Origin of the sequence: Peteryoungia algae, from assembly GCF_030369675.1 — a bacterium.
Taxonomy (GTDB): Bacteria; Pseudomonadota; Alphaproteobacteria; order Rhizobiales; family Rhizobiaceae; genus Allorhizobium; species Allorhizobium algae.
The window spans coordinates 2920003-2942107 of record NZ_CP128477.1 but is presented as its reverse complement, the minus strand read 5'-3'; the positions used below and the strand labels follow the sequence as shown (position 1 = coordinate 2942107).

The window sequence follows — 22105 nt, the reverse complement described above, 5'->3', positions numbered from 1 at the left end:
TGGAAGGCGGGCTTTTTCATGCCCGGCGTTCAAGAAGTCGGAGCCACAGGAAGCCTGCGACCGCGCTCAGTTCCATGAAGGGGATGATGATGCCGAAGGCAGTGAGTGGATTGCCGACCAAGGCTGCAGCGACCCCGCCTGCAAAACCCGCGCTCATCTGAAGGAAACCCGTCAGGGCAGACGCCGATCCCGCAATGTGGGGGAACGGCGCCATGCTCATCGTCACAACATGGGGGCTCAAGAAGGCGAGCCCGAAGGTGCATATCGCCACAGGCCCCATGATCGAGAGGAAGAAGGGCGGCACGAGCGCGACCGACACTGCCATGACGAGGGCGCCGGTGCCGCAGAGTGCGATGCCGATTCTCGACGCCGTGAGCCCCGTGATCCGGCGAGAGACGAGTTTCAGTGTGAGCGATCCCGTCAAATAGGCGCCTGACTGCATCAGCATGCCCAAGCCGAACTGTGTGGGTGTCAGGCCGACCTCGCCGATCAGCACGAAGGGCAGCATGGTCGACTGGGCGTAGAGGGCGCCGATGGTGCCGCTGAGCACGAGGGACGCCGCAATGAAGCGGGCATTGCCGGCGACTTCTATATAGTTGCGCCACAACTGGCCGGGTCGCAGGCGACCCAGATCCGGAACAATCGTTTCCCGGAGCAGAAACAGTGTGAAGGCCATGGCCATCAGACCAAAGGCGACCATTAGCAGGAACACGGCGTTCCAGCCAAAGGCCGCAAGGGTCAGGCCACCGAGAGTTGGCCCCATGGCCGGGCCGACCGCGAGGAAGATGCCGATCGTGTTGAGGATGCGTGCGGCATCGGCGCCCGTGTAGAGATCACGAACGATGGCACGTCCGACGACAACGCCGACCGATGCGCCGATGCCCTGCACGAGGCGGGCGGCGAGGATGAATTCGACGCTCGGTGCGAGAAAGGCAAGAAGGGAGCCGGCGAGATAGATCGCAAGAAAGATCAGCGTTGCCTTCTTGCGTCCCAGCGCATCGGCAAGCGGCCCGGCGACCAGCTGAGCGAGGGCAAAGCCTGCGAAGAACATCGAGAGACTGAGCTTGATCGCTGCGTCTGTGGTCTGGAAGGCGCGAACCAGCTCGGGCATTGCCGGCGTGTAGATCGCCATGGAAATGGGGCCGAGCGTCGTCAGGAAGGCACCCAGAAATGCGGTGCGGCGCTCGCTCATGCGCATTTGGGTCATGAAAACTCGCTCAATGTATTGCGGCTGGCGCACCAAATCGGCCACCGCCCCTGTGCACTTAGAGCGAATAGGTGTTCGGATCGAGTCCCGTGTTACGAGACGTAGCGACGTCCATAACCATCAGGTGTTGCGGGCAAAGAAGTCCAGCACCTTCGAATAGGAGTCCGCCACATCCATGTCGCCGATCATTTCGGCGAGCGATTGCTGGGTCCTGTAGTATTCGGCGTAGTCGAATTGCGTGTCGTCGGTAAGCGTCGACAGATCCGTGACGTTTCCGTTGCGGTCGACCATTTGCAAGGGCAGCTCGGTGGACAGTTCGCGATAGGTGTTTTCGTCGATCTCGTCGCGCTGAAAGCTCTCGCCTGCGATCTCACGCATCCGCCGCGGTGTAATGCTGGCAAAGACCGACAGAGCCTCTTCGAAGATGTCCGTATCGCGGCTGAGGGCCCTCTTCGGCTCGAGGTCGGAGAGGCGGACGTCGGTCTGGGAGTTGCTTTCTTTGACGCGGAGCGAGGAGACGCCGACCGGCTGGATCGGAAAGATTTCCATGGCCATGGACCGTCCTTTCATAGGATCCACCGATTTACGGGCCTATTCGAATATACGTCAATGTTGCAGGAATACGCTGCCGGAAAAATCTGTTCTTTTTCACTGATTTTTGCGTGCGCGTCCTCATTCGGCCGGGATAGCATGCGGCAAATCAGTGCGCCGCGCTCCCATGCGGCGCCGAAGGAGGTTTGTGAATGACTGAGTCGTCCGTATTCAATCCCGCTGTCATCGACTGGAAGGGGCCGCATGGCCTGCCGCAATTCGATCAGGTCGGTGACGCCGATTATGCGCCGGCCTTCGAGGCGGCCTTGAAGGAACACGACGCCGAGATCGATGCGATTGCCGGCAATCCGGAGCCTGCGACTTTCGCGAACACCATCGTGGCGTTGGAGCTCGCAGGTGACGCGATGTCGCGCGTGTCAGCCCTGTTCTGGAACCGCGCCGGTGCTCACACCAATCCGGGCATCCAGGCTCTGGAACGCGAAATCGCGCCGAAGATGTCGCGCCATTATTCGAAGATCGGGATGAACGCGGCGCTCTTCGCGCGGATTGATGACCTCTGGACCCGCTGCGCCGATCTCGAACTCACGCTCGAAGAGAGCCGGGTTCTGGAGCGCCACTGGAAGGGTTTCGTCAAGGCGGGCGCCAAGTTGCCGAAGGCGGAGCAGGAGCGTCTGGCCGCGATCAACGAGCGCCTGGCGAGCCTTGGCGCCAGTTTCGGCCAGAACGTGCTCGCCGACGAATCCTCCTGGATCCTGCCGCTGTCCGGTGAAGACGATCTCACCGGCATCCCTGCCTTTCTGCGGGATGCCATGGCTTCGGCCGCAGCCGCACATGGCGGCGCGCACGGCCATGTGGTTACGCTCTCCCGTTCGATCATCGAGCCGTTCCTGACGTTTTCTGAGCGTCGCAACCTGCGGGAGACGGCGTTCAAAGCCTGGACCTCACGCGGCATGAACGGCGGCGAAACCGACAATCGGACGATCGTCAAGGAGACGCTGGCGCTCAGGGCCGAAAAGGCAAAACTGCTCGGGTACAAGGATTTCGCTTCCTACAAGCTCGACAACACCATGGCCAAAACGCCTGAGGCCGTAAACGGCTTGCTGATGCAGGTCTGGGAGAAGGCCGTATCGCAGGCTCGCGCCGAGGAAGCCGAACTTGCAGCGCTGATTGCCGAAGAGGGCAAGAACCAGGCGGTCGCGCCCTGGGACTGGCGTCACTATGCCGAAAAGCTGCGGGCGCGGAAATTCAGCTTCTCGGAGGCTGAGCTGAAGCGCTATCTGCAGCTTGAGAAGATCATCGAGGCCTGTTTCGATGTCGCGGGCCGCATCTTTGGCATCCGCGCGGTGCCCCTTGCAAATGTCGTCGGCTATCATCCGGATGTGCGCGTCTTCGAGATCCGGGACCGGAACGATACAGTTGTCGCGCTCTTCCTCGGAGATTATTTCGCCCGTGCATCCAAGCGATCCGGCGCCTGGATGAGCAGCTTCCAGGCGCAGCATCGACTGACGTTGAAAAACGGCCGGCATGGCGAATTGCCGATCATCTATAACGTCTGCAATTTTGCGAAGCCCGAACCTGGCCGTCCGGCGCTTCTGTCTCTCGACGACGCGCGGACGCTCTTCCACGAATTCGGCCACGCGGCGCATGGCATGCTGTCGAATGTCACCTATCCCTCCGTTTCCGGCACGGGCGTCTCACGCGACTTCGTCGAACTGCCGTCGCAGCTCTACGAGCATTGGCTGACAGTGCCGGAAATCCTGAAGACTTATGCGGTCCACTACCAGACCGGCGAGCCGATGCCGCAGGCCCTGCTCGACAAGGTGCTGGCAGCCCGCACCTTCAATGCCGGATTCAACACGGTCGAGTTCACCTCGTCCGCCCTGGTCGACATGGCCTTCCATACGCAGGGCGCCGTCGAGGATCCGATGGCCGTACAGGCCGAGGTGCTGGAGGCAATCGGCATACCGTCGTCAATCGTCATGCGCCATGCAACGCCCCATTTCCAGCATGTCTTCTCCGGCGACGGCTACTCGGCCGGCTATTATTCCTACATGTGGTCGGAGGTGCTCGACGCCGATGCCTTCGCGGCCTTCGAGGAAGCGGGTAATCCCTTCGATGCGGCGACGGCCCTCAAGCTCAAGACGCATATCTACGCGTCCGGTGGATCTGTTGATCCGGAGGATGCCTACAAGGCATTCCGCGGCAAGATGCCGAGCCCCGAAGCCATGCTGAAGAAGAAAGGGCTTGCGGCCTAAGCCTCCCAAGACCGGCCAAATTCGACGTCGGCGGTAACCATCGCCGGCGGATCGGGCGTTTCCCCCTTTCGCAAATGCAAAAAACAAGCTATGAGCGCGCCAAAGTAAATCGGCGCCTCTCTCCCGTATTGCGCCCCAGCTATCAGAGATCACAAACATGAAAATGCGCAACATCGCGATTATCGCGCACGTCGACCATGGAAAAACGACCCTTGTGGACGAGCTTCTGAAGCAGTCGGGCTCTTTCCGTGAGAACCAGCGCACCGCTGAGCGCATGATGGACTCCAACGATCTCGAAAAGGAACGTGGCATCACCATTCTGGCGAAGGCCACTTCGATCGAGTGGAAGGGTCACCGCATCAATATCGTCGACACGCCCGGCCACGCCGACTTCGGTGGTGAAGTCGAGCGTATCCTGTCGATGGTGGATGGCGCGATCGTTCTGGTCGACTCGTCCGAAGGTCCGATGCCGCAGACCAAGTTCGTCGTCGGCAAGGCACTGAAGGTCGGTCTTCGCCCGATCGTCGCGATCAACAAGATCGACCGTCCGGATGGTCGCCACGAGGAAGTCATCAACGAAGTCTTCGATCTCTTCGCCAATCTCGACGCGACCGACGATCAGCTCGACTTCCCGATCCTCTATGGCTCTGGCCGCGACGGCTGGATGAACGTCAACCCGGAAGGTCCGAAGGATCAGGGTCTCGCCCCGCTGCTCGATCTCGTGCTCGAGCACGTTCCGGAGCCAAACGTCGAAGAAGGCCCGTTCCGCATGATCGGGACGCTTCTCGAAGCCAACCCCTTCCTCGGCCGCATCATCACCGGCCGCATCGCATCTGGTTCGATCAAGCCGAACCAGGCCGTCAAGGTTCTCGGCCAGGACGGCAGGACCGTGGAAACCGGCCGCATCTCGAAGATCCTCGCGTTCCGCGGCATCGAGCGTCAGCCGATCGAAGAAGCGCATGCAGGTGATATCGTCGCCATCGCCGGCCTCTCCAAGGGTACCGTTGCCGACACTTTCTGCGATCCTTCGGTCACCGAAGCCATGACGGCCCAGCCGATCGACCCGCCAACGGTCACCATGTCCTTCCTCGTCAACGACAGCCCGCTCGCCGGTACCGAAGGCGACAAGGTCACGAGCCGCGTTATCCGCGACCGCCTGTTCAAGGAAGCCGAAGGCAATGTCGCGCTGAAGATCGAAGAATCTGACGGCAAGGACTCCTTCTTCGTTTCCGGTCGTGGCGAATTGCAGCTCGCCGTCCTGATCGAAACCATGCGTCGCGAAGGCTTCGAGCTTGCGGTTTCGCGTCCGCGCGTCGTGATGCACAAGGACGAGGACGGCACCACCATGGAGCCGATCGAAGAAGTCGTGATCGACGTCGACGAAGAGCATTCCGGCGTCGTCGTGCAGAAGATGTCCGAGCGCAAGGCCGAGATGGTCGAGCTTCGTCCGTCCGGCGGCAGCCGCGTCCGTCTGCGCTTCTACGCGCCGACACGTGGCCTGATCGGCTACCAGTCGGAACTGCTGACCGATACGCGCGGTACGGCGATCATGAACCGCCTGTTCCACGACTACCAGCCTTACAAGGGCGCGATCACCGGTCGCGTGAACGGCGTGCTTCTCTCCAACCAGTCCGGGGAAGCCGTCGCTTATGCGATGTTCAACCTGGAAGACCGCGGCCCGATGATCATCGAGCCGGGCGAGAAGGTCTATGCCGGCATGATCATCGGCATTCACACGCGTGACAACGACCTCGAAGTCAACGTGCTCAAGGGCAAGCAGCTGACCAACATCCGCTCTGCCGGCAAGGACGAGGCCGTCAAGCTCACTCCGCCGATCCGCATGACGCTCGACCGCGCCCTGTCCTGGATCCAGGATGACGAGCTGATGGAAGTGACGCCGAAGTCGATCCGCCTGCGCAAGATGTTCCTCGATGCGAACGACCGCAAGCGCATGGATAAGGCCAAGGCTGCCATCTGAGACTGAAGTCTTTGAAAATATGTCGCGTTTTGAAACCCCGGTCTGCAAGGCCGGGGTTTTGTTTGTGCATCGCTCTCCTCCTGCCTTGCGAGGAAGGTTAAAAAAGCGTTAAATTTTCCCCGTGGGACCGATGCAGGTCCAGGCTCCGCGCCTCGCCAGTCAGGCGCGCCAGGGGTGGGTTACGTTATGAAGACGTTGTCGATCGACATGCGTTTGGCAGGTCCGGGGGATGCAGCAGCCGTTGCGGATGCTCATCGCAGTGCCTGGACACACGCTTATTCCGGCATCATTCCCTACCGCGCCCTGACCCGGATGATCGAGCGACGCGGCGAAAGCTGGTGGCGCAAGGCGACCCGTGGCCCGGCCACAATTCTCGTGGTCGAGGTGGCCGGGATGGTCGCCGGCTACGCCTCTCTCGGATACAACAGGGCTCGCGTCTTGCCGCATGAAGGCGAGATCTACGAGCTCTACCTGCGCCCGGAGTATCAGGGCATCGGCCTAGGATACCAATTGTTCCACGAGGCGCGGCGCATGCTGAAATCTCTCGGCTGCAACGGCATGGTGGTCTGGTGCCTCGAGGACAGCGAGATCGCTGCAAACTTCTTCCGCTCGAACGGCGGCGTCGATGCCGTCGAAGGTGTCGAAGATTTCGACGACGTACACCTGAAGAAGCTCGGCTTCATCTGGAACTGATTGCCATCGAATAGTCGAACGCGTTTCGACGGCCGCTAGTCGCTCCTGGCGGCGCCGGCTGGTCCTTCCTGTTGGCACGCGGCTGATACCTCGGCTGCTCCTGTGCCGCTGCGAGGACGGAGAGGCTTCTCCCAAAGCCGTGTTGCATTGCGCCATATTTCCCATTAGGTAGCGCAGGAATTCAACACTCTACGGGGTCCAAAAATATGCGTATTGATGCAATTGCCATCGGCAAGAACCCGCCGGAAGACATCAACGTCATCGTCGAAGTTCCCGTCGGCGGCCAGCCGATCAAGTATGAGATGGACAAGGACGCCGGCACGCTCGTCGTCGACCGCTTCCTCTATACCCCGATGACCTATCCGGGAAATTACGGCTTCGTGCCGCATACGCTTTGCAAGGACGGCGATCCGCTCGATGTCCTGATCTGCAACACCCGCCCGCTCGTTCCGGGTTGCGTCATCAATGTGCGCCCGATCGGCGTGATGATGATGGAAGATGATGGCGGCATGGACGAGAAGATTCTCGCCGTTCCGGTCCCGAAGCTGACGCGTCGCTACGACAAGATCACCAACTACACGGACCTGCCGGAAATCACACTCAAGCAGATCCAGCATTTCTTCGAGCACTACAAGGATCTGGAGCCTGGCAAGTGGGTGAAGATCGGCGACTGGCAGGATGTCGATTTCGCCAAGCAGATCATTCTGGACTCGATCCAGCGTGCCAAGGACGAAGACAAGTAAGCTCAGATCGCTGCGAGCGCGTCTATCTTCGATTTCAAATCCTCCGGGTCGCCATCGATCCGGAGGATTTTTTGTCTGGCGGTATCGCCGGAGACGACTGAAATCAACGACTTCGGTATCTTCAAGGATTTCGAGAGCAGGGCAATCAGTGCCTTGTTGGCCTTGCCCTTTTCCGGCACCGCGGACACACGTGCTTTCAGATGTGCCAGACCGTCGGCCGAAACATCCACCCCGTCGAACGCATTGCGCCCGCCATTCGGTGTCAGCCGAACAGCGAGCAGCAGATGATCATTGCCAAGACGGCAGGGGCTGATCACGCCACCAGCGGAAATACGCTGTTCCAGAGGAAGGAACGCAGGAAGAAGATGATCAGAAGAACCACAATCGGCGAAATGTCGATGCCGCCGAGATCCGGCATGAAACGTCGGATCGGACGCAGGACCGGTTCGGTGACATTGTGGAAGAACTGGCCGAGCATCGCCACGAAGCGGTTGCTGGAATTGATCACGTTGAAGGCATAGAGCCAGGAGAAGATCGCACTGCCGATCAGAATCCAGGTGAAAATACTCAGGGCAAGGTCGATCGTCTGAAACAGGGCGTACATTCAGGTCTCCATTTCTCGGTTGACAGAGATGTAGACATTGGCGACTTAACGGACAAGTGGATGGGGCCCACGCAATCCGAATCATGTTTAACGGCGGGCCTGCCCGCAGCTTAAGGTCTTTTCGATGCACCCGTCCTCGGCCGACGATCGTTTTGCGGCGTTCCGGCATTCTTCCTACACACGTTTCTTCTTCGCCCGCTTCCTCGGCGCCTTCGCGACCCAGATCCTGAGCGTCTCGGTCGGCTGGCAGATGTATGACGATACGGGCAATGTCTTTTATCTCGGGCTGATCGGCCTCGTGCAATTTCTGCCCTCGCTCTTGCTGATCCTGGTGACCGGCTCGGTTGCAGACCGCTACAATCGTCGTGCCATCGTCTCGATCTGCATGATCGTCAGTTCCCTCTGTGCAGGGGCGCTCCTGGGGCTGACGGTTGCCGATGCCTTCGAGCCGACGATCGTCTTTGCCATTCTCGTGATCTTCGGGATAGAACGCGCCTTTGCCGCGCCTGCGGTCCAGTCCCTCGCGCCCAATCTGGTGCCACAGAAGGATCTGTCAAACGCCGTCGCCTGGAATTCGTCCTCCTGGCAGACGGCCTCGATCGTCGGACCGGTGGCCGGCGGTCTGCTATATGGCGTCAGCCCCGTGCTCGCCTATTCCATCTCTTTTGCCTTCTTCGCGGCGTCCGCCGTGCTCGTCTTCCTCGTCAAGCGTCCCCCGCAGCGCAAGTCCGAAAAGGCGGTCAGTCTCGACACTCTGTTTGCCGGCTTCCGGTTTATCTTCGGCGAGAAAGTGGTGCTGGGAGCAATCTCACTCGATCTCTTTGCCGTACTTCTCGGTGGTGCCGTGGCGCTGATGCCGGTCTTTGCGCGTGACATTCTCGATCTCGGCCCCTGGGGCCTCGGCCTGTTGCGGGCTGCTCCCGGAATCGGCGCAATCATTGTCGCGATTGCACTGGCAAGCTTCCCGATCCGCCACAATGCCGGGATGTTCATGTTCATCGGCGTCGCCCTCTTCGGCGTCGGGACCATTCTTTTCGGATTTTCGCAAACCGCCTGGCTCTCCATCATCGCGTTGATGTTGATGGGGGCGGCCGACATGGCGTCCGTCTATGTGCGCGAGACACTGATCGCGCTGTGGACGCCGGATGAGGTGCGTGGCCGGGTCAATGCCGTCAACATGGTCTTTGTCGGCGCTTCCAACGAACTCGGAGAGTTCCGCGCCGGCACCATGGCGCATTTCATTGGGCCGGTCCCGGCGGTCGTCCTGGGTGGCTTCGGCACGCTGGCCGTTGCTGTCATCTGGGCGCTCGGCTTCCCGCAATTGCGCAAGATCGACAATCTCGAAGCGCCGGAGCGTCAGGATGCGCGCTGACCGCGATTGAAAGTCAGGTCGAGAAAGTCCGAAAGCCAGGCCCGCAGCGGTGCGTCGAAAATCATGCGCCCCTCGAGATGCTCGCGCCCCTGCTGTGCATTCGGCAGCACGAAACGATGGGCGCCATGCACGATCCATCTGTGCATCATGGCGCGGGTGAGTTCGGCGTGGAACTGCACGGCCCAAGCATTCTCGCCATATCGGAACGCCTGGTTGGGATAGAGGTCGCTGGTCGCCAGAAGCTTGGCGCCATGCGGCAGGCTGAAGCCTTCGCGGTGGAAGTGATAGACCATTTTTGGCCAGTGCATCAGCAATCGGCCGTGTTCGGTCGGCTTGAGTGGATACCAGCCGATCTCGGTGCGCTCTTGCCGGTCGGCTTCGACCTTGCCGCCCAGGTGACGGACGAGCATTTGTGCCCCGAGGCAAATGCCGAGAAACGGCTTGTTTTCCTTCAGCGGCACCTCAAGCCAGTCGATCTCCGTGCGAATAAAGTCTTCCGGGTCGTTCGCGCTCATCGGGCCGCCGAAGACCACAGCACCGGCATGGTCCTTCAGTGTCTTTGGCAATTGCTGGCCGAGTACCGGTCGTCGAATGTCGAGCGGATAACCCTTCTCTTCCAGCATTTGTCCGACGCGCCCAGGACTGGAGCGTTCCTGATGCAGGACGATCAGCACGGGTTGCTTGCGATCGCGGGCGCGCGATCGTTCGTCAGGAGGCATCGTCGATTGCTCCGATGCCTGCGCGATCAGCTGCCTCCTGCCGCTGAACGATCCGTTCGCGACCCGAGACCCCGAGCAGGTCGGCAACCCGCCAGATCGCGTGGTCTTCCATTTCGCTGCGGGTGCCATCGGCATAGACGATGTCCCAGAGGAGCCCGACAAGCTGATGGCGCTGTTCCTCGTCCAGCTGCCGCTTCAATTCCGTGGTGAAACGGTAGTAGTCGACAGCCTGGTTCTCTGCGTCCTGGCCTGCAGCGATCAGTGCGTCAAGCGCTTCACCGTCCAGTTCGTACTGGTCCTTGAGGATTTCGCGGAGTTTCGCCCGTTCCGAATCGCGCACGATGCCATCGGCCTCCATGACCTGGAGGCACAAGGCTGCAACGGCGATGCGGGGGTCGTCAGGCGCGAAGATCGCCTTGGGGCGGTCCTGCATTACGGATTGGAAAAAGGCTTGCAAGCGGTCGAGCATGCGGGTCCTGTCAGAAGAGTTTCAGGCGCGTCTTGGGTTCCGACGATGTGAGTGCCGGGTCCTTGACGCCGGGATCGTCGGGCGGACGGCCGAAGAAGGGCTCGACAACGACGGCCTCCGTGACCGGCCCGCTTTCCTTTGCCGATACGGGCTTAGCTGCTTCCGATTTGGCCGCCTTTGCCGGAGCATCGGCCTCGATGACGAGGCCTTCGGTTTCGACGACCTTGGGCTCTGCGGTCTCGACCACCGGTTCCGGCTGTGGTGGCGCTTCGGTTTTGGTCACCGGGGGCAGTGAGGCCAACGCCTTTTCCGCTTCGGAAAGACTGCCTTCCTCGATCGGCCCGGCCAGTTGGTCGAACGGTGTCTTCCATTCGAAGGCATCGAGACGCCCCGTGACCGGGGATATCGGCATCCAGCGCTCCGAGACATGGCCATCGGCCACCCAGGCTGGATCGCGCGGTGCTTTCAGTGCCTGACCCATCCAGTGGCGGATGCGGCCCTGATCACCTGTCTCTGCCTCTTCTATGTCTGCAAGCAGCAGATAGACGCGTTCGCGCGAATCGATGCGGGCTGCGGCCTCGGCCTTGAGGCGAGCCTTCTCGAACTCCTGTGCGTCGAGCGCCGCTTCTGCCACGGCAAGCAGGGATTCGTAATTATTGGGCTTCAGCGCCTCCAGTTTTTCAGCCTTTTTCAGGCGGTCGACTGCGCTGTCGCCCATGCGCGCCCGGACATAGGCGCGGGCGATTTCCGGATGTGGCTCGATCTTCCAGACCTGTTCAAGCGTGCTGGATGCCTTGCGTACATTGTCCTCGCGAACATAGGCCTTGGCGGCGACGATCGCTGCCGGCACCAGATCCTTGGCAAGCTTCAATGCCTTCAAGGCGCTATCGCGGGCGGCGGTCGGTTCAGCCTCGAGCTGGTCCTCGGCCTTGGCGGTCAGAAGTACGGCCTTCAGGCGCTCGGCCTCGTGACGCTCCAGGATATGGGCAATCTTCTGCTGGTCGAGCAGGCGAACCGCATCGTCCCAGTGTCCGGCGCGGCAGCGATATTCCAGCGTTGCCTTGGCGGCCCAGGGAAGATAGGGCGCAGCTTCTGCGGCGGTTTCCGCATATTGACGCGCGGCTTCGTGGGCGCCGAGACGATTTGCCTCCACATAGAGGCCGCGTAGGCCGAGTTCGCGGGTTTCCGGATCCTCGGACATTTCCTGGAAGAGGCGGCGGGCCTCGTCGTAGCGACCTTCGATCAGGGCTGCCTGGGCGTCCAGGACACGGATCAACGGTTCCTGGTCTGCGCGGATCAGGCCACGCGCACGGGCGCTCATTCGGCGCGCAAGGAGGGCGTTGCCGGCACCAGCTGCGATGAGCCCCGTCGAAAGCGCCTGATAGCCGCGGTCTCGCTTGCGCGAGCGGAAGAAGCGGCGCACGGAATGCGGTGAGGTCCAGAGCGTCCGAAGCAGCCACCACGACAGCATGACGGCGGCGACAATCGCCACCAGAGCGGTAACGGCGACGATCAGGTCCGTCTGATACCGCTGACCTTCCCATTCGAGCCAGATGTCACCCGGACGATCGGCGATCCAGGAGAAGCCAAAACCGAGTGCGAGTATGAAAGCAAAGAAGAAGAGTATTTTGAAGATGGTCGTCATGCGTCAGCCCCCATTTCCGGCCACGGTCTGGGAAAGGGCAGCCGAAACGCGCTCTTCGGCCTCGATCCTGTTCTTCAGTTTCGTCACGAAATCGGAGGAGGCCTGCTTGCCGGCGCCGGGCAGCAGTTCCCATTCCAGCGCCGCGCCCTTGAGGTCGCCGTTCTGCAGCTTGTTCTCGACGCGTGCGACGATTGCTTCAGGCGAGTCACCCTCGACATTGCCGACAGGGCGCACCTTGACCAGAGAGCGGGCACTGGCCATCAGTCGGTCCGTCCACCCTTCGCCCGCAGCCGGCTGGTTGATGGCAGCGAGGATGTCCTCTGCGACCTGGCCGAACTCCCGGGTGAGATCAGAGCGTGAAGGAACCCCGGTGCTGGCCAGTGGCGTCAGCGAGGCAACGGAGGGGTCCTCAGGCGAAACACTCTTCAGGGCATCCAGCTCCGACAGGAAAGGACCGCCGCGATCAATGGCCGTCTTCAGGCCGGCCAGCGCGATGGCGCGCGCCATTTCGATATCGCTGCGTGGTTCTTCCAGCTTGCGTTCAGCCTCGGAGAGGCGGGTGGCGCTCTCGTCCATTGCCTGCTTGTTGCTGGCGATTTCGCTTCGCAGGGATTCGATCGCCTGCTCGGCGGCCACGAGTTGCGTCTTCAGGGCTTCGACAGCGCTCGGATCGGCTGCAGGCGCCGTACTGGCATCCGCCATGCTTGCTTCCAGTGCGGAGAGGCGTTCTGCCAGAGCCGGATCCGCTGCCGGTGTGGCCGGCTGTGCCGCAAGGCGGGCGACCTCAGCCTTCAAGGCCTCGATTTCTGCCGGTTCGACGGTGGCGGTCTGGATGTTCTGGTCCGGTCCTACACCCGGCAGGATGCCGGCATACTGCATGCTGCCGGCCAGCGCGAGGGCGACAAGGCCGCCGAAAATTCCGGATGCAACCAGCGTCGAGGTGGCCGGGGACTGACGCACGGGGCCGTGGCCAGCGGTCGTTTCCGTCTCCATTGCATTTTCGAGAATCGGTGGCGGCTCATCGGCAGGCGCCGACGCGTCCGGCGCATCTTCCGGCGGCGCCGACGGTTCCGCGGTGGTGTCGACCGGAGGTTCGTTGGCCACGTTGGCGCTTGCCACCGATCCGTCTGTCGCAGACGGCGACGCCGAGGTTTCCGGCAGCGGCGTTTCTGTTGCCCCGGCATCCTCCGGCTTTGCGGTTTCCTTGGCGGTCAAGTCGATCGTCACCGATTCATCGGGGGCTTTCGATCGACGGGGTGTTTTTCCGGAAACCATGGCAACCTCTTCATTTCGCGCGTACGGTTAAACCTAGTCAGTCCTGGTGGCGAAGGAAAGGCCTGAGGTCTCATTTCACGCGGCACTGCATCAGAGCAGAAGAATGAGCAGGTCCTCGCGAGGTTGCATCGGCCATTGGCTCGTGCGCCGAAATTCTTCGGGAAGAGCATTGGCAATCTTCTCGCTGAGGCAGAGAAAACGTGTTCGCGGCCATTCCAGCGACGACCGCATCCTGTCATGGAGTTCGCCCAGGCGCCGCGCCGTTTCCGATGAATAAACGAGGATCGCTTCCGGCATGGGTGTGAGCCTCTGCGCGATCTCGCTCTCCTGGTAGGCGACTGGAGACATGCGGTAGCATTCCCGTATTTCGACCGTGCACCCCGCGTCCGCCAGAGCCGCTTCGAAGTCTGAAGACCGTGGCGTGCCGGTCAGGTAAAGGATCTTCGCTTTCGGATCGCATGTCGCGGTCAGTCGTTTCGCCAGGGACAGGCCATCGCCATCGGCGACGGAGACAGTCTCGAAACCTGCTTCGTGCGCGGCCCGCGCGGTGGCGTGGCCGACAGCGAAAACCGGGAGGGAGAGAAAATGCCGGCTGGCTTCTTTCGAGCAAGCTACCAGCGCGCGCATCGCCTCAGCGCTGGTCACGGCCAATACGGTTGTTCCGGGCAGGGGGGCGCTCGCGAAGGCTTCAAGCTGGTGGGTGGCCTGCATCAAGGGCAAAAAGACAGGTTCGTGACCTAGGCATTCGAGCGCAGCGGCGGTTTTGGCCGCTGCCGGCTCCGGGCGCGTCACCAGAACGCGCATGCGTCAGGTCCAGCTGTCGAAGAAGTCGCTGCCGGCCTTGTTGCGGACCGTGGCGCCGGCTTTGGCACCGAGCACTGCGGCGTCCGCCCGGCTTCCCTCGATCTCCACGTCGTGCCAGCAGCTGCCGTCGGGCGTGAGGATCATGCCGGCAAAACGGATTGCGTCACCATGCACCGTCGCATGGCCTGCAATCGGAGTCCGGCAGGAGCCGTCGAGGGCGCCCAGGAAGGCGCGTTCGCAGCTGACCGCATCGAAGGTGTCCCGGTGATTGATCGCCTCAAGCAGGTCATTCACCCTGGCATCACCGATGCGGCTCTCGATGCAGATCGCACCCTGGGCTGGTGCCGGCGGGAAATCGCTGGGATCGAGCAATTCGGTCGGAATCTCGGGCTTGCCCAATCGCTTCAGGCCGGCGAAGGCGAGCAGGGTCGCATCCACTTCACCGTCGGCGAGCTTGCGCAGGCGGGTGTCGACGAGGCCCCGGAACGTGATGACGTTGATGTCAGGGCGGATGCGACGGATGAGGGCCTGTCGACGCAGCGAAGAAGAACCGACGGTCGCGCCGTGCGGAAGCTCCTTCAGCGTTGGCGCGGTGCGTCCGACGACCGCGTCGCGAACATCCTCGCGCGGCAGAAAGGCGGAGAGGAAGAGCCCCTCCGGCAGCTTGGTCGGCATATCCTTGGAGGAGTGCACCGCGAAATCGAGGTCACCTGCGAGTAGTTGCTCTTCGAGTTCCTCGGTGAACAGTCCCTTGCCGCCGATCTCAGACAAGGCTCGGTCGGTGATCCGGTCGCCCTTGGTTGACAGCACCACAATCTCGAACATGTCTTCCGGCAGGTCGTGCGCCACCATGAGGCGGGCGCGCGTCTCAGAAGCCTGGGCGAGGGCGAGCGGGCTACCCCGCGTGCCGATGCGGAAAGGTTTTGTTTGCATCCGAACTTGTCCGTTGTTACCGACAGATTTCGTAGACCGGTTTATCGGCGACCGCAATCAATGAACAGGTTCCATGACATCCAAACTGCGCATTCTCGGCATCGAAACGAGCTGTGACGAGACGGCCGCGGCCGTTGTCACCCGGCTGCCCGACGGATCGGCCGTGACCGAGGCGGATGTCGTGTTGAGCCAGCTCGACGAACACAGCGCCTATGGCGGTGTCGTGCCCGAAATCGCGGCCCGCGCGCATGTCGATGCGCTCGACACGCTGATCGAGGAGGCCCTGACGCGGGCCGGCATCACGCTCGCCGAGGTGGATGCGATCGCCGCGACCTCGGGCCCCGGGCTGATCGGCGGGTTGCTGGTCGGACTGATGACGGGCAAGGCGATTGCCCGCGCCACGGGCAAGCCGCTTTATGCGGTCAACCACCTGGAAGGCCACGCGCTCACGGCGCGGCTCACCGACGGCGTCCCCTTTCCCTATCTGATGCTGCTGGTCTCCGGCGGGCACACGCAGTTGGTCCTGATCAAGGGTGTCGGCGACTATGAGCGCTGGGGCACGACGATCGACGATGCGCTGGGCGAAGCCTTTGACAAGACGGCGAAACTGCTTGGCCTGCCCTATCCCGGCGGTCCCGCCGTCGAGCGGGCGGCGGCCGGGGGCAACCCTAAACGTTTCGCCTTTCCCCGGCCGCTGGTCGGCGAGGCGCGCCTCGACTTTTCGTTTTCCGGTCTGAAGACCGCCGTGCGACAGGCAGCAGAAGGTATTGCGCCGGTGACCGAACAGGATATCGCCGATATCTGCGCCTCCTTTCAGCATGCCATTTCGCGCACGCTCAAGGATCGCATCGGTCGTGGCCTGAAGCGCTTCAAGGAGACGTATCCCGGTGTCGTCGAGCCTGTGCTGGTCGTCGCCGGTGGTGTCGCTGCCAATCAAGAAGTGCGCCAGACGCTGGATGCGCTTTGTGCCGAGTATCGCTTCCGCTTCGTCGCGCCGCCGCATCATCTGTGCACCGACAATGCCGTCATGATCGCCTGGGCCGGACTTGAGCGCATGGCGCTCGGCATGCCGGCAGATGATATCGCCGTCGCACCCCGGTCGCGCTGGCCCCTCGACCAGGATGCCAAGGCCTTGCTCGCCTATGGCAAGCGGGGAGCCAAGGCATGAGCGGGATGCCACGTATCGCTGTCATCGGCGCGGGTGCCTTCGGCACGGCGCTCGCCGCCGTGATCGCCCAGACGGGCAAGGCACAGGCGTTGCTGATCGGTCGCGATCCCTCGGTCATGGCTGATTTGCAGTCAGACCGTGTGCACGAGAGTGCGCTACCGGGCATTCAGCTTCCCCCATCCCTGGGGTTTTCGGCGCGGGCGGAAGATCTGAACGAGTCAGACATCGTGCTTTTTGCCATGCCATCGCAGGCGCAAATCGCGGCCGCCCAAACCTATGGGCCGCATCTGAAAGCCGGCGTGCCTGTCGTGATTTGCGCCAAGGGTATCGAGAAACAGACCTCGCGCCTTCTGACAGACGTTCTAGAGACTGCATTGCCGGGCCATCCGATTGCGATGCTCTCCGGCCCTGGCTTCGCGGCCGACATCGCCAAGGGTTTGCCGACGGCCATGGCAATTGCTGCGCAGGAACTGATGCTTGCCGAACATCTTGCCAAGGTGATCTCCGGCCAGACCTTCCGCCTCTATGCCTCCGACGACCGGATCGGTGTGCAACTCGGGGGCGCGTTGAAAAACGTGCTCGCGATTGCCTGCGGTATCGTGGAGGGCATGGGGCTCGGCGATTCGGCGCGGGCAGCCCTCATCGCGCGGGGCCTTGCCGAAATGTCGCGGCTCGTCGATGCCATGGGCGGTCGCGGGGATACGGTGCGCGGCCTGTCGGGCCTCGGCGATCTCGTGCTGACGGCCACCAGCCACCAGTCGCGCAATCTGCGATTCGGAATCGCACTCGGGCGCGGTGAACCAATCGCTGCCCAGCATGGCTCCCTCGTCGAGGGCGCTTTTGCTGCTGCGGTTTCTGCCCGCCTCGCTGAAGGTCACCAGATCGAGATGCCGATCACGCAGGCCGTCGCCGCGATCATCGATGGCAGGCTGGACATCCCGACTGCGATCACCCAACTGATGTCGCGGCCAATCACCACAGAATGAGCCCGCTCGAGAGACCCCAAGGAGAACCATGATGCTGTTTGCCGTCATCTGCGCCGACAAGCCTGAACACCTGAATCTTCGGATGGAAACGCGTCCGCCGCATGTCGAGTGGCTGAACGGGCTCAATGCCGCAGGCCAGTTGAAGATCGCCGGCCCTTTCCTCGATTCCGACGGCAAGCCCTGTGGTTCGATGCTGCTTATCGCAGCCGACAACATCGAGGCGGCAAAAGCACTTGCAGCGCAGGATCCCTATGCAAAGGCCGGGCTGTTCGAGAGCGTCGAGATCAAGCCCTATAACTGGGCCTTCAACAATCCCGAGGCTTAAAGATAATGGCATTCTGGCTCTACAAGTCCGAACCGTTCAAGTGGTCCTGGGAGATGCAGAAGGCCAAGGGTGCGGCCGGCGAAGAATGGACGGGCGTTCGCAACTACCTGGCGCGCAACAACATGCGGGCGATGAAGATCGGCGACAAGGGTTTCTTCTATCACTCCAACGAGGGTCTGGAAGTCGTCGGCATCGTCGAGGTGTGCGCGCTCTCGCATCCGGATTCGACCGCCGAGGGGGATGCCCGCTGGGACTGCGTCGATATCAGGGCCGTCTGCGACATGCCGAAGCCCGTCAGCCTCAAAGACGTCAAGGCGAACGAGAAGCTTTCTAAGATGGCGCTCGTCACTTCCATGCGGCTCTCGGTCCAGCCGGTGACGGAAGACGAATATTTCGAGGTCTGCCGTATGGGTGGTCTCGACAATCCGCCCGTCTGATCCGTCCGTGAACACCGATCCCGATCGTTTCATCCGTGAAAACACCAGCGTGCTGTCGCCGCCGCATGTGCCGGAGATTCGCCTCCACCTCGCGAGCGAGGTGCATGATCTCTGGCTGAAGACCGAGGAAGATCTCGAGGCGATCGGCTTGCCGCCACCGTTCTGGGCCTTTGCCTGGGCGGGTGGTCAGGGGCTCGCGCGCTATGTGCTCGATCATCCGGAAACGGTTCGGGGCAAGCGGGTGCTGGATTTTGCCAGTGGGTCGGGCATGGTCGCGATCGCCGCTGCGATGGCTGGGGCGGCGGATGTCGTCGCCGCCGACATCGATCCCTGGGCCAAAACTGCCGTGCGACTGAATGCTGCCCTGAATGGCGTGGCGGTTGATTTTACCAATGATGATCTCATTGGACGCTCGGTCGATGTCGATGTGGTCCTGGCGGGTGATGTTTTCTACGAGAGTGAATTCGCCCGATCGCTGGTCACGTGGTTCTCTGCCGTCGCAAAGGACGGATGCGTCGTTCTCGTGGGCGATCCGGGGCGAAGCTATCGGCCTACCGGGCAGCTGGAAGAACTGGCAACCTATCAGGTGCCGGTTACGCGGGTGCTGGAGGACAGCGAAGTGAAGAAGACGACCGTGTGGAAATTTCTCTAGTTCTTCGGTCGGATGACGCAGACGCCAGCTTCGAACGAGCAGGCTTCTTCATGGTTTTCCGCTGAAATTTCAATGATCTTGGCCTTCGGTGCGCGGTAGGTCACGACTTTTGGTCTTGCGTCGCGATCAATGGCAATGAAGACACCGTTGCCCTTGATCCGCAGACCGGAGATGCTGCCGGCAAAAGTGCCGATGCCGGGGATGACGGATGGGAGGCCGTTGCTGCCGATGATCGCTTGTCCGCGTCCGTGATGATGAGACTGGTTGCGGCTGTGGCGTTCACCCGCTTCGGCTATGCCAGCGACGGATCCGAGCAAGACGGTCAGAGCCATCACGGCGAGACGATGCTTGAGCATGAGGGGGCCTCCGAACGCGGTTAACAAATCGTTAACGCAGCATGCCGCATCAGGTTGCTAAAGTCATCCACTTCCACGCTTTTTTCGTAGTAAGAATATCGTTCGTCGTGGCACTAAAGTTCTATTCACGCGAATCGATTAAATTGAAATCGTCAGGCGAATGTGCTTGTCGTCCGGGAGTTCGAGGATTAAACGTCCCCCTGATGCAATGCACCACAAACGTTGTGACACATTGCAAACAGTATGTCCGTATGATCGGACCGCATCGAGACGCCGCGAGGTTTAGATGGCGAATGTGACTAAAAACCGGCCCCTGTCGCCGCACCTGCAAATCTACAAGCCCATTCCCACGATGATCATGTCGATCTTGCACCGTATCACCGGTGCGGCGCTCTATTTCGGCACGATCCTGGTTGCGTGGTGGTTGGTGGCAGCCTCGACGGGCGCCGACTACTTCGAGTGGGTCAACTGGTTCATGGGGACCATCATCGGTCGCCTCATCCTGTTCGGCTATACCTGGGCGCTTGTCCATCACATGCTCGGCGGTCTCCGCCACCTGATGTGGGATGTCGGCTACGGCTTCGACAAGCATTTCTCGACGAAGCTCGCCAAAGCCAACATCATCGCATCCGTCGTCCTGACGATCCTCGTCTGGGTCGTTGCCTATATCATTCGCACCTGAGGCACCCATCCATGGATATGCGCACTCCGCTCGGCAAGGTCCGCGGTCTCGGCTCGGCCAAGGAAGGCACCGAGCACTTCTGGCGCCAGCGCGTCACGGCCGTCGCCAATATTCCGCTGATCCTTTTCTTCGTCGGCTTCCTCGTCATGTACAACGGCGCGCCTTATGCCGAGGTGGTTGGCGCATTGTCGCACCCGCTCGTTGCCGTCGTCATGGCTCTGGTCGTGCTTTCGGCCCTGATCCATATGAAGCTGGGTATGCAGGTGATCATCGAGGACTATGTCCATGCACATGTCACCAAGCTGCTGCTTCTGATGCTGAACACGTTCTTCGCGATCCTGATCGGTGGCCTCTGTCTTTTCGCCATCTTGAAGATCGCATTCGTAGGATAAATCAACATGGCAACCATTCATAACTTCGCCCAGACCGGCAAGGCATACACCTATGTTGACCATTCCTACGACGTCGTGGTCGTCGGTGCCGGTGGCGCCGGTCTGCGTGCGACGCTCGGCATGGCCGAACAGGGCTTCAAGACGGCCTGCATCACCAAGGTTTTCCCGACCCGTAGCCACACGGTTGCAGCCCAGGGCGGTATCGCCGCCTCGCTGAACAACATGACGCCCGATTGCTGGCAGTGGCATCTCTACGACACCGTCAAGGGGTCCGACTGGCTCGGCGACGTCGACGCCATGCAGTATCTCGCCATGGAAGCGCCGAAGGCGGTCTATGAGCTTGAGCATTACGGCGTGCCGTTCTCGCGTAACGAGGAAGGCAAGATCTATCAGCGGCCCTTCGGCGGCCACATGCAGAACTACGGCGAAGGCCCGCCGGTGCAGCGCACCTGCGCTGCCGCCGACCGTACCGGCCACGCCATCCTGCACACGCTTTACGGCCAGTCGCTGCGCAACAATGCCGAGTTCTTCATCGAGTATTTCGCACTCGACCTGATCATGTCTGACGATGGCAGCCGTTGCACCGGCGTTGTCGCCTGGAACCTCGATGACGGCACGATCCATCGCTTCTCGGCCAAGATGGTCGTTCTGGCGACCGGCGGTTATGGCCGCGCCTACTTCTCCGCGACATCGGCGCATACCTGCACCGGCGACGGCGGCGGCATGATCGCGCGCGCGGGCCTGCCTTTGCAGGATATGGAATTCGTCCAGTTCCACCCGACCGGTATCTACGGCGCTGGCTGTCTGATCACCGAAGGTGCACGCGGCGAAGGCGGTTATCTCGTCAACTCCGAAGGCGAGCGCTTCATGGAGCGTTACGCTCCGTCGGCCAAGGACCTTGCCTCGCGCGACGTCGTTTCGCGCTGCATGACGATGGAAATCCGTGAAGGCCGCGGCGTCGGCAAGAACAAGGACCACATCTTCCTGCATCTCGACCATCTCGATCCGGCTGTTCTTCACGAGCGCCTGCCGGGCATTTCCGAGAGCGCCAAGATCTTCGCCGGCGTTGATGTGACCCGCGAACCGATCCCGGTTCTGCCGACCGTTCACTACAACATGGGCGGCATTCCGACGAACTATTGGGGCGAAGTGCTCAATGCCGATTCGAACAATCCGGAACGGGTGATCCCGGGCCTGATGGCCGTCGGCGAAGCCGGCTGCGCATCCGTGCATGGCGCCAACCGTCTGGGCTCGAACTCGCTGATCGACCTCGTTGTCTTCGGTCGTGCGGCCGCGATCCGGGCTGCCGAAGTCATCGATCGCACGTCGCCGATCCCGGCGCTCAACACCGCCGCCTGCGACAAGATCATGGACCGCTTCGACGCGACGCGCCATGCGTCCGGTCAGACACCGACCGCCGTGCTGCGCGACAAGATGCAGCGCGCCATGCAGGACGACGCAGCGGTGTTCCGCACCCAGGAATCGCTCGAAAGCGGCTGCAAGCGCCTTTCGGCAATCTGGAAGGAACTGCCTGACGTCAAGGTCACCGATCGTTCGATGATCTGGAATTCGGATCTGGTCGAGACGCTGGAACTGCACAACCTGATGGCCAACGCCATCACCACGGTTTATGGCGCGGAAGCGCGCAAGGAAAGCCGCGGCAGTCACGCCCGCGAGGACTATGTCGATGGTCCTTTCGCCGGCCGCGACGACGTCAACTGGCGCAAGCATACGCTGGCCTGGGTCAGCGAAGCTGGCGACGTGAAGCTCGACTACCGTCCTGTCCACACGGAACTCATCGCCGAAGGCATCGATCCCTACAAGATCGCGCCCAAGGCACGCGTTTATTGATTTGAGA

General features: G+C 61.6%; 24 protein-coding genes. 13 read left to right on the top strand and 11 right to left on the bottom strand.

The window, feature by feature from the left end:
* Window positions 1–16: 16 nt before the first annotated feature.
* Window positions 17–1207: a multidrug effflux MFS transporter gene (locus QTL56_RS14000; protein ID WP_245137370.1), complete on the bottom strand. Its 1191-nt coding sequence runs from the start codon at window positions 1205–1207 to the stop codon at window positions 17–19.
* A 120-nt stretch (window positions 1208–1327) separates the two neighbouring features.
* Window positions 1328–1762, bottom strand: coding sequence for a hypothetical protein (locus tag QTL56_RS13995; protein ID WP_245137371.1), 435 nt, complete (start codon window positions 1760–1762; stop codon window positions 1328–1330).
* A gap of 188 nt (window positions 1763–1950) precedes the next feature.
* On the opposite strand from QTL56_RS13995, the gene QTL56_RS13990 reads away from it, so the two are divergent.
* The 4 genes from QTL56_RS13990 (at window position 1951) to ppa (ending at window position 7428) form a co-directional block, all read left to right on the top strand.
* A complete protein-coding gene (locus tag QTL56_RS13990) occupies window positions 1951–4014 on the top strand; it encodes a M3 family metallopeptidase (RefSeq protein ID WP_245137372.1) in 2064 nt (687 codons plus the stop codon).
* 157 nt (window positions 4015–4171) lie between these two features.
* Window positions 4172–5992 carry a translational GTPase TypA gene (gene typA / locus QTL56_RS13985; protein ID WP_229575126.1) on the top strand — a complete coding sequence of 607 codons (1821 nt, stop codon included), beginning with the start codon at window positions 4172–4174 and terminating at the stop codon, window positions 5990–5992.
* 186 nt (window positions 5993–6178) lie between these two features.
* Entirely contained in the window at window positions 6179–6685 is a 507-nt protein-coding gene (locus tag QTL56_RS13980; protein ID WP_229575125.1) for a GNAT family N-acetyltransferase, read from the top strand.
* Window positions 6686–6891: 206 nt separating this feature from the next.
* Window positions 6892–7428: an inorganic diphosphatase gene (gene ppa / locus QTL56_RS13975; RefSeq protein ID WP_229575124.1), complete on the top strand. Its 537-nt coding sequence runs from the start codon at window positions 6892–6894 to the stop codon at window positions 7426–7428.
* A 2-nt stretch (window positions 7429–7430) separates the two neighbouring features.
* Here ppa and QTL56_RS13970 read toward each other — a convergent pair whose 3' ends face one another.
* Together QTL56_RS13970 and QTL56_RS13965 are read right to left on the bottom strand one after the other, a co-directional pair.
* Window positions 7431–7745, bottom strand: coding sequence for a DUF167 domain-containing protein (locus QTL56_RS13970; protein ID WP_245137373.1), 315 nt, complete (start codon window positions 7743–7745; stop codon window positions 7431–7433).
* Entirely contained in the window at window positions 7742–8032 is a 291-nt protein-coding gene (locus QTL56_RS13965) for a YggT family protein (RefSeq protein ID WP_245137374.1), read from the bottom strand. The genes QTL56_RS13970 and QTL56_RS13965 overlap by 4 nt, the downstream gene beginning before the upstream one ends.
* Window positions 8033–8156: 124 nt before the next feature.
* On the opposite strand from QTL56_RS13965, the gene QTL56_RS13960 reads away from it, so the two are divergent.
* Window positions 8157–9404 (top strand): MFS transporter, encoded by a 1248-nt coding sequence (locus QTL56_RS13960; RefSeq protein ID WP_245137375.1) that lies wholly within the window; start codon window positions 8157–8159, stop codon window positions 9402–9404.
* Here QTL56_RS13960 and QTL56_RS13955 read toward each other — a convergent pair.
* From QTL56_RS13955 to hemC, 6 genes are all read right to left on the bottom strand, one after another.
* Window positions 9389–10123, bottom strand: a complete 735-nt coding sequence (locus QTL56_RS13955; RefSeq protein ID WP_245137376.1) for a glutamine amidotransferase — start codon at window positions 10121–10123, stop codon at window positions 9389–9391. The two genes, QTL56_RS13960 and QTL56_RS13955, sit on opposite strands and share 16 nt — an antisense overlap.
* Window positions 10113–10592 carry a tellurite resistance TerB family protein gene (locus tag QTL56_RS13950; protein WP_229575120.1) on the bottom strand — a complete coding sequence of 160 codons (480 nt, stop codon included), beginning with the start codon at window positions 10590–10592 and terminating at the stop codon, window positions 10113–10115. The genes QTL56_RS13955 and QTL56_RS13950 overlap by 11 nt, the downstream gene beginning before the upstream one ends.
* Window positions 10593–10602: 10 nt before the next feature.
* Window positions 10603–12237 (bottom strand): heme biosynthesis protein HemY, encoded by a 1635-nt coding sequence (locus QTL56_RS13945; RefSeq protein WP_245137377.1) that lies wholly within the window; start codon window positions 12235–12237, stop codon window positions 10603–10605.
* 3 nt (window positions 12238–12240) lie between these two features.
* The gene (locus QTL56_RS13940; RefSeq protein ID WP_245137378.1) at window positions 12241–13512 is read right to left on the bottom strand and encodes a mitofilin family membrane protein; all 1272 of its coding nucleotides are present in this window, start codon (window positions 13510–13512) and stop codon (window positions 12241–12243) included.
* Between the two features lie 90 nt (window positions 13513–13602).
* Entirely contained in the window at window positions 13603–14316 is a 714-nt protein-coding gene (locus QTL56_RS13935; protein WP_245137379.1) for a uroporphyrinogen-III synthase, read from the bottom strand.
* Window positions 14317–14319: 3 nt separating this feature from the next.
* Entirely contained in the window at window positions 14320–15249 is a 930-nt protein-coding gene (gene hemC / locus QTL56_RS13930; RefSeq protein WP_245137380.1) for a hydroxymethylbilane synthase, read from the bottom strand.
* A 73-nt stretch (window positions 15250–15322) separates the two neighbouring features.
* Here hemC and tsaD point away from each other — a divergent pair, with 73 nt between their 5' ends.
* Genes tsaD through QTL56_RS13905 form a run of 5 tightly spaced genes read left to right on the top strand, consistent with a single transcriptional unit; the run spans window position 15323 to window position 18817 of the window.
* The gene (gene tsaD, locus QTL56_RS13925) at window positions 15323–16417 is read left to right on the top strand and encodes a tRNA (adenosine(37)-N6)-threonylcarbamoyltransferase complex transferase subunit TsaD (protein ID WP_245137381.1); all 1095 of its coding nucleotides are present in this window, start codon (window positions 15323–15325) and stop codon (window positions 16415–16417) included.
* Window positions 16414–17403: an NAD(P)H-dependent glycerol-3-phosphate dehydrogenase gene (locus QTL56_RS13920; protein ID WP_245137382.1), complete on the top strand. Its 990-nt coding sequence runs from the start codon at window positions 16414–16416 to the stop codon at window positions 17401–17403. Before tsaD ends, QTL56_RS13920 begins: the two co-directional genes overlap by 4 nt.
* Window positions 17404–17434: 31 nt before the next feature.
* Window positions 17435–17728, top strand: a complete 294-nt coding sequence (locus QTL56_RS13915) for a YciI-like protein (protein ID WP_245137383.1) — start codon at window positions 17435–17437, stop codon at window positions 17726–17728.
* Between the two features lie 5 nt (window positions 17729–17733).
* On the top strand, window positions 17734–18165 hold the full coding sequence (locus QTL56_RS13910) for an EVE domain-containing protein (protein ID WP_229575113.1): 432 nt from the start codon (window positions 17734–17736) through the stop codon (window positions 18163–18165).
* Window positions 18166–18172: 7 nt separating this feature from the next.
* Window positions 18173–18817 carry a class I SAM-dependent methyltransferase gene (locus QTL56_RS13905; RefSeq protein WP_245137384.1) on the top strand — a complete coding sequence of 215 codons (645 nt, stop codon included), beginning with the start codon at window positions 18173–18175 and terminating at the stop codon, window positions 18815–18817.
* Here QTL56_RS13905 and QTL56_RS13900 read toward each other — a convergent pair.
* The gene (locus QTL56_RS13900) at window positions 18814–19173 is read right to left on the bottom strand and encodes a hypothetical protein (protein ID WP_245137385.1); all 360 of its coding nucleotides are present in this window, start codon (window positions 19171–19173) and stop codon (window positions 18814–18816) included. The two genes, QTL56_RS13905 and QTL56_RS13900, sit on opposite strands and share 4 nt — an antisense overlap.
* A 286-nt stretch (window positions 19174–19459) precedes the next feature.
* Between QTL56_RS13900 and sdhC the strand changes: the two genes are divergently transcribed.
* Genes sdhC through sdhA form a run of 3 tightly spaced genes read left to right on the top strand, consistent with a single transcriptional unit; the run spans window position 19460 to window position 22098 of the window.
* Window positions 19460–19855: a succinate dehydrogenase, cytochrome b556 subunit gene (sdhC, locus tag QTL56_RS13895; protein ID WP_229575110.1), complete on the top strand. Its 396-nt coding sequence runs from the start codon at window positions 19460–19462 to the stop codon at window positions 19853–19855.
* Between the two features lie 11 nt (window positions 19856–19866).
* Window positions 19867–20247: a succinate dehydrogenase, hydrophobic membrane anchor protein gene (sdhD, locus tag QTL56_RS13890; protein ID WP_229575109.1), complete on the top strand. Its 381-nt coding sequence runs from the start codon at window positions 19867–19869 to the stop codon at window positions 20245–20247.
* A 6-nt stretch (window positions 20248–20253) separates the two neighbouring features.
* Entirely contained in the window at window positions 20254–22098 is a 1845-nt protein-coding gene (gene sdhA, locus QTL56_RS13885) for a succinate dehydrogenase flavoprotein subunit (RefSeq protein WP_229575108.1), read from the top strand.
* Window positions 22099–22105 lie beyond the last annotated feature (7 nt).